Genomic DNA, 16,122 nt, shown 5'->3' with positions numbered 1-16,122 from the left:
AAAACGGGCTTCTCGGCTGTCGCCGCGTGTGCGCCGCGGACGACCCCGCTCCATCGGGCGATAGCTATGTCGGCGGATGGTGCAGCGGGATCCCGTGGTCGAGGAACAGTTGCACCGTCTCATCCAGCTCCGCTGCGGTGCGGCACCCCCAGCGCAGGAAGTTGTACAACGAACTGGCGGATGCGGGATCGACGCGCGCTGCCGCGATGGCGGCCTCGGCCGCAGCGTGCGCGTCAGCCCATAAATCGCGCTCGGGTGCGGGATAAGACGAGCGCGTCGGAGCTGTCCCGGGATCGACCGGCTCATACGGTCGTGGGCTCAGCAGAGATGCGTGCGCACCGCCGGCGTCGATCTCACCGCTCTCGACCATCGCAATGCCGATCGCTGCGGCCTCGAGGACTTTCGCCTGCTCGTCCCAGTGCAGGTCCTCGAACGGAACCCACGCGGTCCGGAGCGGGCGGGAACGACCGGCGGCCTTCCAGATCGCAACGAGTCTCGTCGCCCACCGTCCGGTGCGAACCAGTGGTGAGGACACTTCGTCGACGACGGTGCGCAGCAGTCGGAACCAGACTGCGGCATGTACCCGGCCTGGGCCGAGTTCCACCCATCCCGTCGTCAGGGCCTCGGTGCTGCGCCGATCGAGGTCCGTGACCGCCGAGGGAACCGGAACGGGCGAGACCCGTTCGTCCGAACCGAACCGGACCTGATCCCAGAAGATCGCATGACCAGGGAAAACAGAGCAGGGTTCGAGTCGACAACGGTGGTCGAGGCAGCTGCTCAGCACCGGATATTGCTGCAGCAGAGCCATGTTGATACCAGCAGTGGATTCGAGGCTGTCGACACATGCCGGGCATGCCCGACTACGCGGAGTGCTCGCCCACGGCAACCATGCCTCGCTCGTGGGTGTGCGACGTCGTCGATCCTCCCTCGCGAGGTCGGCCGGTAGCAGGATCGAGAACTGGTGGACGTAGGTGTCGAAGTCGCAGTCGGCGGGGTCGGTGCTGTCGAGCAACCACGGTGTCCACCCCGCCAACGTCATCATCCGCACCCTCTCTACCGGGACTGCGCCGCGACCGGCCAGCTCGATAAGTATCGGCTCCGGTGTGTAGCGGTCGAGATCCTCGACAGCACAATCGATATCGAGGTCTGCAAGCAGGTCAGAAGGCTTGATGTGCGGATACAGCTCGCATATCCGGGCCACCCAGGACGAGAGGGCCTCACCTGGCAGTGGCTGCGGATGCAGCGGCCACGGGCGAACGTACGCATCACCGGGCATCGGTGCGAGCCGCGCGTTCACGCGAGGTGGCGCTCGAACTGGCGGCGCCGCTCGGTGGGACCGAGGTACAGAGTGCGCGTGAGCACCGATGAGGTGATCGCTTCCTCTCCGCTGTCGACGGCGGTCACTGCTGCGGCAGTGAGCAGCGTTGTCAGTTCACCGATGGTGCCCTCGGAGCGAGTGAGGAGGTAGTCGGTCATCTCCGGTGATGTCAGGTGCGAGGGTTTACGGAGGGGGAAGCTCGTGGTGAAGCTGGCCAGCAGTGATCTGGTGTCGGCAGTGTTGGTACAGACCGGCAAAGTCATGGGGTGGAATCGGTTCTCCAGCTGGGGATCGGTCCGGATGGCGAGGTAGGCGTCGCGGGTTCCGACAGCGACAAGAGGAATGCGTAGTTCGTTGCCCAGGAATCGCAGCACGTTCAAGAATTCGCGGCGGACGTTGTCGCGGCCGGCGAGAACATTGTGGAGCTCGTCGATGATCAACATCTTCACGCCGGTGGCGCGGAGCAGCATCAATGCTTGCTGTTCGAGTTCGTGGACCCGATTGCGGGGCCTGGTCGGTGTTCCCAACGCTGTGAGCAGTGCGAGGTAGAACCGGCCGGGTGACGGGTCCGGGGGCATCTGCATGCACAACACCGGTATCTGCTCGCGGTCGGACAAGCTGATCGGCGGATGAGTGCGCCGGAACTTTTCGATGATCATCGACTTGCCGTTGTTCGTCGGACCGAGCAACAGTAGGTTCGGCATACGCTGTCGGTCCGGCCACGACAGCAACGTCTCCAGATGGTCGATGACCGTACGGGCCTGCGGATACCCGTCCATCTCTCCGACCGGATCAACCGGATCCGCTCCGCGTCGTCGAGTGCGGTGAGCGGTCGAACCGACTCCCGCAGGTGCCCCAAATCCTCGCTGGACGACTCGGTGGGTTCGTTGCTGCTTCCTTTCGATGCGGTCATCGGCTCACCATTCCTCGATGTCGCTGAAGACCGGCGTTGCGGTGCCGCCGTCCGTTTCAGGCTCCACCGGCGGGTGGATCGCCGGGATCGGTGCAGACGCGGCGCCGGTGAGATGCGTGCGGCGGGCACGGTTGCGCCGGGCTTTGCGGGTGGCTTTCTGCGAGCGGTCGGTGACCTCACGCATCTGCTCGATCATCGAAAACAGTGCGCTCTCATCAACGTTCGACCGACCTTGTTCGCGGAGACGGGCGATAGCAGCTCTGTGCTCCCACAGTGTTACCGCGGGATGTGACATCGTCCGGTACGGCACCTCGACATAGCCTGCACCGTCTGGTTCGAGGACCCAGATTCTGCTCAGATCGCGTGGGTCACGTCTTATCACGAACCGCCCCAACTCCTCTCGCCGCGCAACCCACGGTTTGAGCGCGTTCGAGAAGTAGTGCACGTGATCGAGAACGAAGCCCGTGCGCGTCAGACGTCGCCGGATGACGGGAAGAAAGTCCACCAGGAACGCGGTCTCGCCGAGCACCACACGATGGGCATGACCAGCTGCGGCGACACCGCCGGCCCACACGGCGGCCGGAGTGTTCCCGATCCCTGAATGCACGCTCGCGTGATACGAGGCTATCGCCAGAACCAGCCAGCGCTCCAACTCGCGCAATGTCAACGCGGCGTGCTTGTCCGAGTCGTAATTTCCTCGGTCCGCGGGGTTCGAAAAAGTGGTCCCGGGTAGCTCGTGCACAGCCGTCATCGCCGTTCCGAGAATGCGTTCGACGATCCCGCCGTAATGCGGCCGGCCCGGTGGACGGTATTCGAGGGTGATCGCGTGCTGGGCGCATCCGCGGCGTAACGCTTCGCTTTTGAACTCGGCGGCATTGTCGAGGTATAACCGCTTCGGCTTGCCTGCCATCGGCCATTGCACCTGTTCGGCCAGCTCGCATGCTTCGAGCCACGTCTGCTTCTCGCTGCACACCCGGCCCAGGCACAACCCAGCAGATACGGCTGACGGTGCCTCCAGAGTGACGACGAACCCGAGGACGGTACGGCTGAAGACATCGATGGCGATCGTCAAGTAGGGGCGACCTATCGTTTGACGCTCGTACTCGTCGACGATCATCACATCGACGACGGTGTGGTCGATCTGGACCTGATCGAGAATCCCCGCAACCGCCGGTGGAACGTCGCCGGCGGACTGACGCGGCCGGGCGGCATCGGGTCCCCCGCGTGACCTGGCCACCGACGCCGGATGGAGGCCGGCGATACGCGCGGTGACGGTGTTCCTGGCCGGCACAGGCAGACCCGCACGGTGACAGGCCAATGCGATACGTCTATGCAGCGCAGCGACACTGAGCTTCTGACGGTGAAGAAAGTATCGAGTCAGATGGTCGGCGATCACTTCCTCGACCTCAGCGGATACTCGGCTGCGGCCACGCCCACCCGACGAGACCTTCGTCAGAAGATCGGTGACCGTCCCCGTCCCGTTCCTGAGCCTGCCGACCAACGTGTAGACCTGCCGCCTGGACAGTCCCAAGCGCTGCGCTGCAGCGTCGACCGCTTCCGAACGCACCGGATGCATCTCCAGCAAGGGAGCCAGGACAGCGAAACGGGTCTCGGCCTGGGACCACCGCTCCCCCGACGCTGTCAGCACACCGGTCTCCACGACGTCGAGCTTGTCGGGGTCCATCACAAGCCTCCCTGTCACCGAGAGCCGAACATGCGACCGTGCACCGCACTTTTGACATCAGAATGTCAGAAGACACGTGCACTCACCCTCGTAACGCCTGCAATGAGTGCAGCCGTCTTCTGAAACTGACAGATTGTCAGATTCAGAAGTGAGCTGCACTGGTTCAGAAGTCGAGTGCACAGCTCCTTAACTGGGGCGGCGTTTCCCAGAGATTCGGCCTCTGCCCGACAGCGGAGGGCGGGCGATCCCCTGGTTCGCCATTACCCCTGGGGGGTATCTCTGCTACCGTCAAGGGCATGCAATTGGCAGTCAGACGTGGTCGACGGGGCACGGCCTCGGTGACCGGTCTGCTAATTGCACTGACGGTGTTCGGTGTCCTGTTGATGCATTCGGTGACACCGATGTCGATGTCCGTAACCGGCTCGATGTCGTTGAACGGCGGCCGTGCCTCGATGGCGACGCCGCTTCATATGTCCGAAACTATGTCGGTTCCGGTGATGGCCGGGGAGCACGACTGCCCGACGGCCCACCAAATGATGCACCCTTGTGTGGGCACGACGGTGTCGTCGCCCGCGCTGACGGTCCCGGCGTTGAGCGCAGCCATCGATCCAGTACCGACGCTACTCAACCGGACCGTCGGATGCACCGATTCCACGCTCGAACGTGCACCGCCGTGGACGTTGTGGGAGTTGGACAGATCGGTGACCTTGCGAGTGTGACAGGGAGCCCGGTAGACGCGCGTCGACCGGCGGACCGAAACACGTCACACACCCCTGATTGTCCACTCTTGCAAGGAGATTCCACATGCGTACCAAAGTCATGGCTTCACTCGCTGCCGCCGCCGCCAGCGCGTTCCTCGTCGTCGGCTGTAGCAACGACTCGACCGAGTCGTCGATGGACGGGCACTCCATGGGCTCGATGTCCTCCGCACCGATGTCCTCGGCCCAAGCAAGCGCGTCCGCAGAGTTCAACGATGCCGACGTGATGTTCGCGCAGATGATGTATCCGCACCACGCCCAAGCAGTCGAGATGGCCGACATGGCGAACGGCCGCACCGACAACCCGGACGTGCTGTCGCTGGCATCGGCGATCGCCGGCGCACAGCAGCCCGAGATGGACCAGATGACCACCTGGCTCACCGAGTGGGGTAAGCCCGCGCCCTCGGCTGACATGAGTCAGATGGGCGGGATGGACCACAGCTCCGACAGCGGCATGATGACCGCTCAGGACATGGACGCGTTGATGGCAGCGTCGGGACCCGAATTCGACCGCCAGTGGTTGACGATGATGATCGCCCACCACACCGGTGCCATCGAGATGGCGAACACCGAAATCGCAGACGGTTCCAACCCTGACGCCCTGGAGATGGCCCGCACCATCGTCGCCACCCAGCAGCAGGAAATCGAGACCATGCAGCGGCTGCTCGGCTGACCTGGTCCGCTATACACAACGATGGCCGCATCCTCTCCGGCGGAGAGGGTGCGGCCATCAGCGCTTCGCAGTCGTCAGGGCTGCGTTTCCGGTACGAGATCAGCTCTCACAGTGACGGTGTGCGCTGCGACGGAGAATTGGAACTCCCCTCGTTCACCGCTCCGGTGATGGTGTCGGGCGTGAGGTCGAGTCGCCGAAGCAGCTGCGCGTTCGCGGCGACGATGATCGTCGACAGCGACATCAGGATCGCGCCGATCGACATGGGCAGCACGAACCCGACCGGCGCGAGCACTCCTGCCGCGAGCGGAACTGAGATGAGGTTGTATCCCGCTGCCCACCAGAGGTTTTGCTTCATCTTCCGGTACGAGGCCCGCGAGAGTTCGATCACCGACAACACCGACCTCGGGTCGTCGCTGGCGAGGATCACTCCGGCCGACGCGATAGCAACGTCGGTACCCGCGCCGATAGCGATACCGACATCGGCCTGCGCCAGAGCCGGTGCGTCGTTGACTCCGTCACCGACCATCGCCACCGTGCGCCCTTCCTGTTGAAGTTCAGCAACGTTGTGGGACTTGTCTTCCGGTTTCACCCCCGCGAAGTAGCGGTCCACACCGAGCTCGGTCGCGACGGACTGCGCGACGGCATCGGCATCACCGGTGATCATCACCACCGCGATACCCCGAGCGTGGAGCGCATCGACTGCCGTGCGGGATTCGGGCCGGATCTCGTCGGCGAGCGCGAGGGCACCGATCACGGCCCCGTCGGCGAGGACGTGCAGGATGATCGCCCCGTCGCCCCGCCACCGGTCGGCGACAGCAAGTTCGGATCCGCGCTCCTGCTCGAGCAGCGCGGGCCCGCCGACCTGCACGCGGGTGCCGTCGACGTCCGCAGAGACCCCGACGGCGGGAGACGACTGGAAGTCTGCTGCAGCCGGGACGGTCAGGTTCCGCGCGCGTGCGGCCGCAACGATGGCGCGAGCCAGGGGATGTTCTGAGTCGGCTTCTGCGGCAGCGGCCAGCGCGAGGACGTTGTCGGCGGTGCGCCCGTCTGTCACCTCGATTGCGGTGACGGTGGGTTCACCCTTGGTGAGGGTCCCGGTCTTGTCGAAGAGCACGGTGTCCACCGTGCGCATGGTTTCGAGTGCGAGCCGGTCCTTGACCAGGACACCGCCGCGGGCGGCGCGTTCGGTGGCGATGGAGACCACCAGCGGAATCGCCAGTCCGAGTGCGTGCGGGCAGGCGATGACCAACACGGTGATGGTGCGGATGACGGCGTCGTCGGGCATCCCGACCAGAGTCCACACAGCGGCGGTGATGATCGCGGCACCGAGAGCGAACCAGAACAGCCAACCGGCGGCCGTGTCGGCGATGCGCTGAGCGCGCGAGGTCGAGTTCTGGGCGTCGGCGACCAGGCGGCCGATGCCGGCGAGGGCGGTGTCCTCCCCTACTGCGGTGACCTGGACGCGCAGACCGGAGTCGGTGGCTACCGTGCCGGCGACGACGTGGTCGCCGTCGCTGCGGCGGACGGTGCGTGATTCGCCGGTGATCATCGATTCGTCCATGCTCGCCGATCCGGAGACGATGGTGCCGTCCGCCGGTACTCGGCCGCCGGGGCGGACGACAACGACATCACCGAGCTCCAGCTCGGCCGGGGACACCGGCACCACATCGTCGCCGTCGACGCGTTCGGCGACATCCGGGAGCAACGCCGCCAACGAGTCCAGAGCGGAGGTGGTCTGCGCGAGGGATCTCATCTCGATCCAGTGCCCGAGCAACATGATCACGATCAGCAGCGCCAGTTCCCACCAGAAGTCGAGCTGATGATCGAGCAGGCCCAGGCTCGCTCCCATCGACGCGACGAATGCGACGGTGATCGCGAGGGCGATGAGCAGCATCATTCCCGGTGCACGTGAACGGATTTCACTCACCGCGCCGGTGAGGAACGGGGAACCGCCCCAGGCATACATCACGGTGCCCAGCACCGGGGAGACCCAGGCGATCCACGCTGCGTCGGGCAGCGAGTATCCGAGGAGCATCGCGAACATGTTCGAGGCAACGATCACCGGAACGGCGAGGACCAGCATGACCCAGAACAGGCGACGGAACATGCCGACGTGATCGCCGTGACCGGCATGGCCACCGTGCCCGGTATGGCCTTCGTGTTCAGTCTGCTCGCCGTGTCCGGTGTGGGCTGCGCTGTGTCCAGACGGGTCGTGGCCCGACTGTGTGCCCGCTGTCTCGGCCACGCCGACATCGGCATGTGTGTGGTTGTTCATCGCGGTAAATCCTTCTCTCCGCCGAGTTCAGCGGCTACGCGGTGCGTGAATCTGCGGGTTGCGGTTCGGCTGTGTAGCCGGCATCGCGAACGGCAGCGACGACCTGGGCGTGGTCGGGCTCGTCGGCGCTCGTCACCGTCAGCGTCCCCGCCGACGCCGATGCTTCGACCGTGTCGACCCCGGCCACAGCACCGACTTCTTCCCGGACCGACGCCTCGCAGTGTCCGCAGGTCATGCCGGTGACTCGGTAATTCGTGGTGATCATGAGGTACTCCTTCATCCTGAATAATACCCCCAGGGGGTACCTAGCGACGACTCGGACCATACCCCCTCCCCGTATTGCTTGGAAGGGGGACAGCATTCAACGATCTGACGGCGAGGGCTATCGCGGATCTCGACGATCGCGACTGGGACGTTCCGATGCTCGCGGACGTATTGGAGTCAGTGGACCGGCCTACCGGCGGCGCTTGATCGACCCCCATCGGCTGGCTCACTGCGAGCGTGGTCGATTGTTTGCAGGGCGGTGAGGACGATTGCACCGCCTGCTCGGCGATTTCGGCGGGTAGTGGTGGTCCACCGACGGTTCTATCCGTATGACGGCGAGTATGACAATTGGGCACTGACAGAGCTGTTCTGTTGCAACAGTTTCGGGTCGCGCCGTACTTCGTCCTGGCTTCAGAGATAGAGCAGGTGTGGTGGTGCGGTGCCGTCGAAGCGCTCGAGGACGCCGTTGGGCTCAGAGCGTGTGACTTAGATCCACAGAATCCTGCAAAAATTGAGGCAGGAGTGCTCGACTCTCGCTGCCGCAGTGGCACTGTGGCCCGTTGGTGTGGAAGAAAGGTACGCGGCCTCTCCCCCGCTGACTGCTGAAGGGCGGCGAGGTGTCGGTAGAGGGTGACTCTGCCGACACCGAGGACTGATGCGATCCCGGTTTTGGTGCAGTCAGACCACGGTCAGATAGATCAGTGCAATGTTGAGTGCGACGACGATTCCCGCGATGAGCCATGCCGCGTATGCCGTGATCCGGTGATTGACATCGCCGCCCATCAGGATGCGGTCCGAGGTGAACCGCACCAAGGGAATCAACGCGAATGGGATACCGAACGACAGCACGACCTGCGAGACGACCAGTGCCCGACTGGGGTCGACTCCTGCTGCCAGAATTGCCAGTGCGGGAACAAGTGTCACCAGTCGTCGCACCAGAATCGGAATGCGCTTACGTAGTAGCCCGTCCATGATCATCGCCCCCGCGTACGCCCCGACCGATGTCGATGCAAGGCCCGAGGCCAGCAGGCCCACCGCGAACAGCAGTGCTACCACCGGCCCCAGAGTGTCACCCACTGCTGCGTGAGCTCCGTCGATGGAATCGACGCCCTCGCGGCCCCCCAGCGTCGAGGCCGCCAACAGCAGCATCGACATGTTCACTGCCCCGGCCAGCAGCATCGCCAACCCGACATCGATCCGGGTGATCCGCAACAACCGCTGACGGACGGGCCCTGCCTCGGGGTGTCCGTGCCTGTCACGTGCTAGACCGGAGTGCAGGTACACCGCGTGCGGCATGATCGTCGCACCGAGCATCGCGGCGGCGATCAACACACTTTCCGCGCCGTCGAACCGCGGAATGAGACCGGCGGCGGCCTCGGTGAACGATGGCGGTTCCACGACGACGCTGGCAAGAAATCCGACGGCGATGACACCGAGTAGCCCGAGAATCACGAACTCGAAGGGCCGTTGGCCCCGGCGATCCTGGACCATCAGCAAGATCATCGATACGGCCCCGGTGATGAGGCCGCCGATCAGGAGCGGCAGGTCGAAGAGCAGGTAGAGGGCGATCGCACCGCCGACGATTTCGGCGAGGTCGGTCGCCATGGCGACCACCTCTGCTTGCCCCCAATATGCCAGTCGCACAGTCCTGCTCGACTTCTCGCGGACTACTTCGGGCAGTGTCATTCCGGTGACGATGCCGAGTTTGGCGGAGAGGAACTGGACGAGACCGGCCATCACGTTCGCGGCAACGATCACCCAGACCAGCAGGTATCCGAACTGCGCACCGGCGCTGACGTTGGAGGCGACGTTGCCGGGGTCGACGTAGGCGATCGCTGCGACGAAAGCGGGTCCGAGCAGAACGAGGCCCGACCGAAACCTCGAGGGCGGCCGAGACGATCGGCGCTGCAGCACAGACATGACCACACCCTCCGGCACCAACAGTATGTCAGGACCCTGAAAATATAGTTCGGCTACCCGAACAATGCAATGCGGCGGGGTGGTTTGGCGACATCTCGATCAGATGGGCAGGACCACTGCACTGACGAATTCGTTGCGGATCCAGGCGATGAACAACCCCCACACTCCGGTCAGCAGCGCGATGCCGACGGCGATCATGATGACACCGCCCGCGATCTTGATCTTCTGTGAGTTCCTTCGAAGCCACCCCACACCTCGCATCGCCGAACTCGAGCCGAACGCGAGGACGACGAACGGTAGGCCGAGTCCCATGCAGTACGCGACGATGAGAGTGACCCCGCGGGCTGCGGTTGCACCTTCGGTTCCTGCCGCGACAGACAGAACGCCGGCGAGGGTGGGGCCCAGACACGGTGTCCAGCCGAGCGCGAACACACCGCCGAGCAGCGGCGCTCCGGCGAGGGACGAGATCTGCTGAGGTGCGTATCGGGTGTCGCGTTGCAGAACGGGTATCAATCCGATGAACGCTGCACCCATGATGATCGTGATGACGCCGCCGACTCGTTGAAGTACTTGCTCGTTGATGCGCAAGGTGCCGATGACTCCGAAGATCGAGGCTGTGGCGAGGACGAAGACGATCGTGAATCCGGCGACGAACAACGACGCTGCGCCGGCCACACGCCAGCGATTCGCCAGCTCCGGCGACGACGTGTCGGTGGTCGAGGTGCCGGTGGTCGAGGTGCGGGGCGATCGGGTATCGGCTGATTGGGCGTCGGCACCGGCGATTCCTGCCAGGTAGGACAGGTATCCCGGCACCAGCGGCACCACGCACGGGGAGGCGAACGAGACCAGCCCGGCGAGCATGCATGCCGCGATCGCGAGCAGTAGGGGCCCGCTCGATGCCGCGTTCTGGAAGGCCGACCCGATGTCTTGGGCGAGAAGAGTCGTCATTCCGCGGCTATCCGTTCGACGACGGGAAGGAGGTCGTCGGTGAGCAGGGCGCGCATGAAGACCGCGGCCACGCGGTGTGAACGGTCGAGTACCAGCGTCGAGGGGATCACGCTGGTCGGGTAGTTTCCGCCGAGGGCGATCAGGGTCCGCATCGAGGGGTCGTAGATCGAGGGGTAGGAGACGTCGTTGTCGACGACGAAGTCCTGCGCTTTGTCCTTCTGTGGATCTCTGACGTTGAGGCCGAGGAATTGCACGCCACGCTCGCGGGTGGTCTCGTAGACCTCTTCGAGGTCGTCGGCTTCGCCGCGGCAGGGGCCGCACCACTGGCCCCAGAGATTGATCACGACGACCTTGCCGTCGTAGTCCGACAGAGCGGTCGTCTTGCCTTCCTCCATCAGATCGGGGCCGGCGAGTTCGCCTATGGTTCCGCGTGTTTCGGGGGGATCGTAGACGATGTCGGTTCGACCGCCGGGGGCGACGAAGTCGAAGCTGCCTCCCGGGGGCGCAGCCTGTGCGCCGTCGGAGCATCCGGAGATCAGTAGTACGAGGGCAAGAATCGATCCAATTGCCGCGGTGGGCGTGCTGCCCTGACGGCGCGCACCGACCCACACTGGTGGGAAGCGTGTCATGAGGTGAAATCCTTTACTGCAGTGCGGATCTGGTCTGTCGTCTCGAACACCGTCGGGTCGGTGACGCGCTCGACCGTTCCGTCCGGGCGGAGGAGAAAGCTCAGGGGAAGGACCGGCGGTGCCGAGAGCGCGTCCAGGACGCTGCCGCCGTCGATGTAGTTCGGATAGCGGACGCCCAGTTGCGTGAGCAGCGCGGCCGCGTCCGCGGGCCGGTCCTCGACGTCGATTCCGATGACTGGGATCGCGTCGGGTTCTGCGGTGTAGGCATCGAGTACGGGCATCTCGGTGCGGCACGGGCCGCACCAGGATGCCCACAGGTTGATCAGCGTCACCTCGCTTCCGAGAACGTCGGCGAGATCGACATCGTCGGCGCTGCCGATGCAGCGCGCTATCACTCCTGCCAGCGGACCGCCTTCGCGCGGTACCGGCGGCGGACACAGCGGTAGCGCTGTTGCTCGTGCCGCGTCATCCGGCGGGCGGGACAGTGTGGGTTCGGGTCCGACCGGCGCGACATTGTTGGCGATGGCCTCGGACGGGCCGCCCTCGACGCCACCGGAGCGGGGCCACAGTGCAACGATCGATGCAACGACAACGACGAGCATGACGATCGACCAGCCGCGCGTCATCGCCGTGACCTTCTTTCTCGAGAGAGCGGCAGAGGGGCGAACGGTACGTCGCGGATCATAGGAGCGTGGACCAGTACGACCAGAAACGCTGCGCGATCAGGGCGATGAGGACGAGAAACCACACGGTCAGTGGAATCGAGTGATTGCGAATCAGCGAGTCAAGCCATGGCCGAAACCATTGCCCAAGAGCGGATTTCGACCTGGCGCGGTCGAGGTTGCGCAGCGTGACGTACCAGAAGATCGGTACGGTGACCGCCCACACCGCCATGCAGTACGGGCACAGGGCACCGATCTCGTACAGGCTCTGCGCGATCAGCCAGTGCACGAAGACTGCGGCAGCAGTGACACCGACCTGCATTGCACCCCAGAACCACTGCGCGAACACCGCACCGGCGAGAAGGGCGGCACCCACTGCCGCCACGACGGCGAAGCCTGCGATCCCGAGAAGGGAATTGGGAAATCCGAACGCAGACGCCTGCGGGGTGTCCATCACCGATCCGCAGTTGAGTACCGGGTTGATGCTGCAGGTCGGGGCGTAGGCGGGATCGAGCGCCAGAGCGAACTTCTCTACTGTGAGCACGAACGCGGCGGTCAGGCCGATCAGGCCGCCCACCAGTAGCAGCCAGGGCAGGCCCCGGGCGAACGGTCCGCTGCGTCGGGTGAGAGCGGCTGCGGGGTCAGCCGAGTGCAGCGTCGAGGGCATCGGCGAGGTCTCCGTAGGTGGTGGGTTCGATCTTGGTGCCGTTGAGGAAGAACGTCGGGGTGCCCTGCACGCCGAGCGCGATCCCGTCCGCGACGTCGGCCTCGATGCGCGCGAGCGTCGCAGGGTCGGTGTAGGCGGCATCGAAGGCGCTCATGTCGAGCCCTTGCTCGACGGCGAAGCTGCGGAACAACTCGTCCTGCGGAACCTGCTGTTCGCCCCACTGCGCCTGCGTTTCGTACATGCGCTGATACATCGCCTCGAATCCGCCCTGCTGGGCCGCGGCCTCGACTGCGCGTGCGGCTCGTTCGGCATTGAAGTGGGAGGCGATCGGAAAGTAGCGGGCCACGAAGCTCACCCGGTCGCCGTACTCTTCACGCAATTGCTCGATCGCCGGGTAGGCCGATCGGCAGGCCTCGCACTCGAAGTCGAGGAACTCCACGAACGTGACCCGGCCGTCGGGCACCGAGTTCAACCGATGACTGTTCTCGCGCACCGCAATCGAGGCAGGGTCGGTCGCGGCCTGCTCGGCGGCGGCAGCATCCGGAGACCCCGATCGATCCACCACCAGAAATACAGCCAACGCGGCGGCGAACACGATCACCAGGGACAAGGAAATCTTCAACGCTCGGCTCATACAACTACCTTCTCGATTCGTTCGGACTGATCAATGGGCCCGATATGGGCGTTTCGACCCGCTATGACACTAACAATCGTGCGAACGTTGACTAATGGTCCTTCCCTAACGATCGCATGATTGTTAGATTGTGCCCATGGCCTTGGAACCTCTGGACTCGTGCGATCTGTTGTGTATGGACCTCCCTCACGCCGAGAGGGTGCGCGCTACTCTGCCCGCGCTCGGCGATATCGAACCGGTCGCCGACGCTGCCCGAGCATTCGGCGACCCCACCCGACTGACCATCGCGCTCGCGTTGAACGCCGGCGGGCAGATGTGTGGCTGCGACATCGCGTGGATCGTGGGACAGAGCCAGAAGCTGGTCTCCCACCATCTCCGCAAACTCAAAGCCGCGGACGCCGTCACATCGAACAGAGACGGAAAGTTGGTCATGTATGCGCTCACCGACCGCGGCACCCGACTGCTCGCGACACTGACCGAGGTACTGCCCACCACCTCGATCGTCGCTGAAGTCACCGGGGTCGATCATGGCTGACGCGTGCTGCGGACCTACCCCGGCAGCGCCGACCACCGAATCCACTGCTGACGGTGCGGGCACGGGAGGTCCAGCTCCAACCGATGCACTCCCGAGGTTGTGGCAGGTCCGCGAGCTGCAACTCGCCTCGGCCGCCGCGATCATCCTGGGCGCATCGTGGTTGCTCGGTCGAACGGGTGCCGATGCGGTTGCGACCGTCGGCGCTCTGATCGCTGCCGCGATCGCCGCCGTCACCTTCGTTCCCGCGACGGTGAGAAATCTGCGACACGGACGCATCGGTGTCGGCACGCTGATGACGATCGCGCTGCTCGGTGCCATCGCATTGGGCCAGATCCCCGAGGCCGCGATGCTCGGTATCTTGTTCTCCGTCGCCGAGGGGCTCGAGGAATACGCGGTCACCAAGACCCGCCGCGGACTGCGCGCACTCCTGTCCTTGGTGCCGCCGACGGTATCTGTCCTGCGCGGTGGAACCGAGCAGGCCCTGTCCCCCGACGATGTCGTGATCGGGGACATCATGGTGCTGCGGCCGGGTGAGCGAGCTGCCACGGACGGCACCATCGCTCGCGGTTCGACGAATCTGGACGTGTCTGCGATCACCGGCGAGTCCGTGCCCATCGAAGCCGGTGTCGGTGACGAGGTGCATGCCGGTGCCATCAACGGCGGCGGGGCCATCGAGGTCACCGTCACCGCGCCGGCATCGGAGAGTTCGCTTGCTCGCATCGTCCGCATCGTCGAACAGGCCCAGGACCGCAAAGGGGCCGGCCAACGGCTGGCGGACCGTATCGCACGTCCGCTCGTGCCCTCGATCATGATTCTCGCCGTACTCGTCGCCGGCGTCGGTGCGGTGCTCGGTGACCCCATGTTGTGGCTCGAACGCGCACTGGTGGTCCTGGTCGCGGCATCACCGTGCGCGTTGGCCATCTCGGTGCCGCTGTCGGTGGTGGCGGCGATCGGGGCTGCGAGTCGCAACGGGGCATTGATCAAAGGCGGTGCAGCAGTGGAAGAGCTGGGCCGCATTCGCGTCGTCGCCTTGGACAAGACCGGCACCCTCACCGCAGGACGACCGGAGGTCGTCGACGTCGTCACCGCTGCGGGAATCAGCCGCGACGCCGCGCTGGCCGTTGCTGCTGCGCTCGAAGCGCGCAGCGAGCATCCACTCGCCCGCGCCGTACTGGCCTCCGTATCGACCGTCGCGGCCGCCGATGATGTCACTGCCATCGCCGGGCACGGCCTGACCGGCACCCTCGACGGTGCCGCGATCAGGCTCGGGAAACCGAGCTGGTTCGACACACACCCCAGCTCCGAGGTGTTCCGCGCCGACGTCGCTCGTCTGCAGAGCGGCGGTGCCACAGTCGTTCTCGTCGAACGCGCCGGAGTTCTGATCGCTGCGATCGCCGTCCGCGACGAACTGCGGCCCGAGGCCGCCGAGGCTGTCCGCCAACTCACCGCGCTCGGTATCGACACTGCGATGCTCACCGGCGACAATGCGCTCACTGCGCAGGCTCTGGCGACCCAGGCGGGCATCACCGCCGTCCACGCCGAACTACTGCCCGAGGACAAAGCGGCCCTGCTGACCGACATCGCGGCCGGACGCAAGATTGCCATGGTCGGCGACGGCATCAACGACGCTCCCGCCTTGGCGACCGCAGATGTCGGTATCGCCATGGGCGCCATGGGAACCGACGTTGCCATCGAGACCGCCGATGTTGCCCTCATGGGGGAAGACCTCCGGCATCTACCGCAGGTGCTGGCCCACGCTCGACGCGCCCGGCGCATCATGATCGAGAACATCGCCTTGTCGATCGCCATCATCGGCGTGCTCGTCCCACTGGCTGCCACCGGTGTCCTCGGTTTGGCGACTGTGGTGCTCGTCCACGAACTCGCCGAAGTCCTGGTCATAGCCAATGCGATTCGCGCTGCCCGCACCACACCGTTGGACGGGTTCGTGCCCCCGCCCGCGGCGTCCGGTGCCCTCAACGTCACGATCGCACCCGCAGCGGCCTTCGAGGATGCCTGCTGCGCTCCGGCTCCGACGCCGAGGAACACCGCACCTCTCGCATCTGGGAACCTACTGGCCTCCACCACCGCAACGTCACCGTCGGCGATCGGAGCAGACGATGGCAGCTCCGTGTGCTCGGATGGATGTACCTGCTGCACATCGACCCCCGCGTACGGCGAACTCTTCCGCGGACAGAGGTAGAGACCTGCGGGCGGTGATCGGACTGCACGCAGGCTCTACGGG

Annotated in this window: 14 protein-coding genes and 1 pseudogene; 4 read left to right on the top strand and 11 right to left on the bottom strand. The window is 65.1% G+C overall.

Annotated features, from left to right (window positions below):
* Window positions 1-64 precede the first annotated feature (64 nt).
* The 3 genes and pseudogenes from CH305_RS28170 to CH305_RS28160 all read right to left on the bottom strand — a co-directional run bounded on the left by CH305_RS28170 (window position 65) and on the right by CH305_RS28160 (window position 3,915).
* The gene (locus CH305_RS28170; RefSeq protein WP_176456963.1) at window positions 65-1,297 is read right to left on the bottom strand and encodes a TniQ family protein; all 1,233 of its coding nucleotides are present in this window, start codon (window positions 1,295-1,297) and stop codon (window positions 65-67) included.
* Window positions 1,294-2,231 (bottom strand): annotated as a pseudogene (locus tag CH305_RS28165) (TniB family NTP-binding protein). Before CH305_RS28165 ends, CH305_RS28170 begins: the two are co-directional and overlap by 4 nt.
* Before the next feature lie 4 nt (window positions 2,232-2,235).
* Complete coding sequence (locus CH305_RS28160; protein WP_032386874.1) at window positions 2,236-3,915, bottom strand: Mu transposase C-terminal domain-containing protein; 1,680 nt, start codon at window positions 3,913-3,915, stop codon at window positions 2,236-2,238.
* 296 nt (window positions 3,916-4,211) lie between these two features.
* Here CH305_RS28160 and CH305_RS28155 point away from each other — a divergent pair, with 296 nt between their 5' ends.
* Complete coding sequence (locus CH305_RS28155) at window positions 4,212-4,634, top strand: hypothetical protein (protein WP_032370903.1); 423 nt, start codon at window positions 4,212-4,214, stop codon at window positions 4,632-4,634.
* A gap of 85 nt (window positions 4,635-4,719) precedes the next feature.
* Window positions 4,720-5,346, top strand: coding sequence for a DUF305 domain-containing protein (locus tag CH305_RS28150; RefSeq protein ID WP_032370902.1), 627 nt, complete (start codon window positions 4,720-4,722; stop codon window positions 5,344-5,346).
* A 106-nt stretch (window positions 5,347-5,452) separates the two neighbouring features.
* On the opposite strand, the gene CH305_RS28145 is transcribed toward CH305_RS28150, so the two are convergent.
* The 8 genes from CH305_RS28145 to CH305_RS28110 all read right to left on the bottom strand — a co-directional run bounded on the left by CH305_RS28145 (window position 5,453) and on the right by CH305_RS28110 (window position 13,345).
* Window positions 5,453-7,621 carry a heavy metal translocating P-type ATPase gene (locus CH305_RS28145; RefSeq protein ID WP_094622984.1) on the bottom strand — a complete coding sequence of 723 codons (2,169 nt, stop codon included), beginning with the start codon at window positions 7,619-7,621 and terminating at the stop codon, window positions 5,453-5,455.
* 34 nt (window positions 7,622-7,655) lie between these two features.
* Window positions 7,656-7,886 (bottom strand): heavy-metal-associated domain-containing protein, encoded by a 231-nt coding sequence (locus CH305_RS28140; RefSeq protein WP_032364250.1) that lies wholly within the window; start codon window positions 7,884-7,886, stop codon window positions 7,656-7,658.
* Window positions 7,887-8,563: 677 nt separating this feature from the next.
* Window positions 8,564-9,805, bottom strand: a complete 1,242-nt coding sequence (locus CH305_RS28135) for an Nramp family divalent metal transporter (RefSeq protein WP_032371006.1) — start codon at window positions 9,803-9,805, stop codon at window positions 8,564-8,566.
* A gap of 99 nt (window positions 9,806-9,904) precedes the next feature.
* Window positions 9,905-10,753 carry a cytochrome c biogenesis CcdA family protein gene (locus tag CH305_RS28130; RefSeq protein ID WP_032370900.1) on the bottom strand — a complete coding sequence of 283 codons (849 nt, stop codon included), beginning with the start codon at window positions 10,751-10,753 and terminating at the stop codon, window positions 9,905-9,907.
* Window positions 10,750-11,382 (bottom strand): TlpA disulfide reductase family protein, encoded by a 633-nt coding sequence (locus tag CH305_RS28125; RefSeq protein WP_080729299.1) that lies wholly within the window; start codon window positions 11,380-11,382, stop codon window positions 10,750-10,752. Before CH305_RS28125 ends, CH305_RS28130 begins: the two co-directional genes overlap by 4 nt.
* Window positions 11,379-12,008 carry a TlpA disulfide reductase family protein gene (locus CH305_RS28120; protein ID WP_032370899.1) on the bottom strand — a complete coding sequence of 210 codons (630 nt, stop codon included), beginning with the start codon at window positions 12,006-12,008 and terminating at the stop codon, window positions 11,379-11,381. Before CH305_RS28120 ends, CH305_RS28125 begins: the two co-directional genes overlap by 4 nt.
* A gap of 55 nt (window positions 12,009-12,063) precedes the next feature.
* Window positions 12,064-12,711, bottom strand: a complete 648-nt coding sequence (locus tag CH305_RS28115) for a vitamin K epoxide reductase family protein (RefSeq protein ID WP_032370898.1) — start codon at window positions 12,709-12,711, stop codon at window positions 12,064-12,066.
* Window positions 12,686-13,345 (bottom strand): thioredoxin domain-containing protein, encoded by a 660-nt coding sequence (locus CH305_RS28110; RefSeq protein ID WP_032370897.1) that lies wholly within the window; start codon window positions 13,343-13,345, stop codon window positions 12,686-12,688. The genes CH305_RS28115 and CH305_RS28110 overlap by 26 nt, the downstream gene beginning before the upstream one ends.
* Before the next feature lie 136 nt (window positions 13,346-13,481).
* On the opposite strand from CH305_RS28110, the gene CH305_RS28105 reads away from it, so the two are divergent.
* Window positions 13,482-13,880, top strand: coding sequence for a metalloregulator ArsR/SmtB family transcription factor (locus CH305_RS28105; RefSeq protein WP_032370896.1), 399 nt, complete (start codon window positions 13,482-13,484; stop codon window positions 13,878-13,880).
* Complete coding sequence (locus CH305_RS28100) at window positions 13,873-16,080, top strand: cation-translocating P-type ATPase (RefSeq protein ID WP_032370895.1); 2,208 nt, start codon at window positions 13,873-13,875, stop codon at window positions 16,078-16,080. The genes CH305_RS28105 and CH305_RS28100 overlap by 8 nt, the downstream gene beginning before the upstream one ends.
* Window positions 16,081-16,122 lie beyond the last annotated feature (42 nt).

The organism is Rhodococcus sp. 15-649-2-2 (genome assembly GCF_002258645.1).
Lineage (GTDB): Bacteria > Actinomycetota > Actinomycetes > Mycobacteriales > Mycobacteriaceae > Rhodococcoides.
The sequence above is the reverse complement of the archived record's forward strand: the minus strand, read 5'-3'. Positions and strand labels throughout refer to the sequence as shown.

What these genes read in the sequence shown, in the direction of transcription:
- CH305_RS28150 (WP_032370902.1), top strand. Translation starts at nt 4,720, where the DNA reads ATGCGTACCAAAGTCATGGCTTCACTCGCTGCCGCCGCCGCCAGCGCG.
- CH305_RS28140 (WP_032364250.1), bottom strand. Translation starts at nt 7,886, where the DNA reads ATGATCACCACGAATTACCGAGTCACCGGCATGACCTGCGGACACTGC.
- CH305_RS28110 (WP_032370897.1), bottom strand. Translation starts at nt 13,345, where the DNA reads ATGAGCCGAGCGTTGAAGATTTCCTTGTCCCTGGTGATCGTGTTCGCC.
- CH305_RS28115 (WP_032370898.1), bottom strand. Translation starts at nt 12,711, where the DNA reads ATGCCCTCGACGCTGCACTCGGCTGACCCCGCAGCCGCTCTCACCCGA.
- CH305_RS28135 (WP_032371006.1), bottom strand. Translation starts at nt 9,805, where the DNA reads ATGTCTGTGCTGCAGCGCCGATCGTCTCGGCCGCCCTCGAGGTTTCGG.
- CH305_RS28125 (WP_080729299.1), bottom strand. Translation starts at nt 11,382, where the DNA reads ATGACACGCTTCCCACCAGTGTGGGTCGGTGCGCGCCGTCAGGGCAGC.
- CH305_RS28160 (WP_032386874.1), bottom strand. Translation starts at nt 3,915, where the DNA reads ATGGACCCCGACAAGCTCGACGTCGTGGAGACCGGTGTGCTGACAGCG.
- CH305_RS28130 (WP_032370900.1), bottom strand. Translation starts at nt 10,753, where the DNA reads ATGACGACTCTTCTCGCCCAAGACATCGGGTCGGCCTTCCAGAACGCG.
- CH305_RS28120 (WP_032370899.1), bottom strand. Translation starts at nt 12,008, where the DNA reads ATGACGCGCGGCTGGTCGATCGTCATGCTCGTCGTTGTCGTTGCATCG.
- CH305_RS28105 (WP_032370896.1), top strand. Translation starts at nt 13,482, where the DNA reads ATGGCCTTGGAACCTCTGGACTCGTGCGATCTGTTGTGTATGGACCTC.
- CH305_RS28100 (WP_032370895.1), top strand. Translation starts at nt 13,873, where the DNA reads ATGGCTGACGCGTGCTGCGGACCTACCCCGGCAGCGCCGACCACCGAA.
- CH305_RS28155 (WP_032370903.1), top strand. Translation starts at nt 4,212, where the DNA reads ATGCAATTGGCAGTCAGACGTGGTCGACGGGGCACGGCCTCGGTGACC.
- CH305_RS28145 (WP_094622984.1), bottom strand. Translation starts at nt 7,621, where the DNA reads ATGAACAACCACACACATGCCGATGTCGGCGTGGCCGAGACAGCGGGC.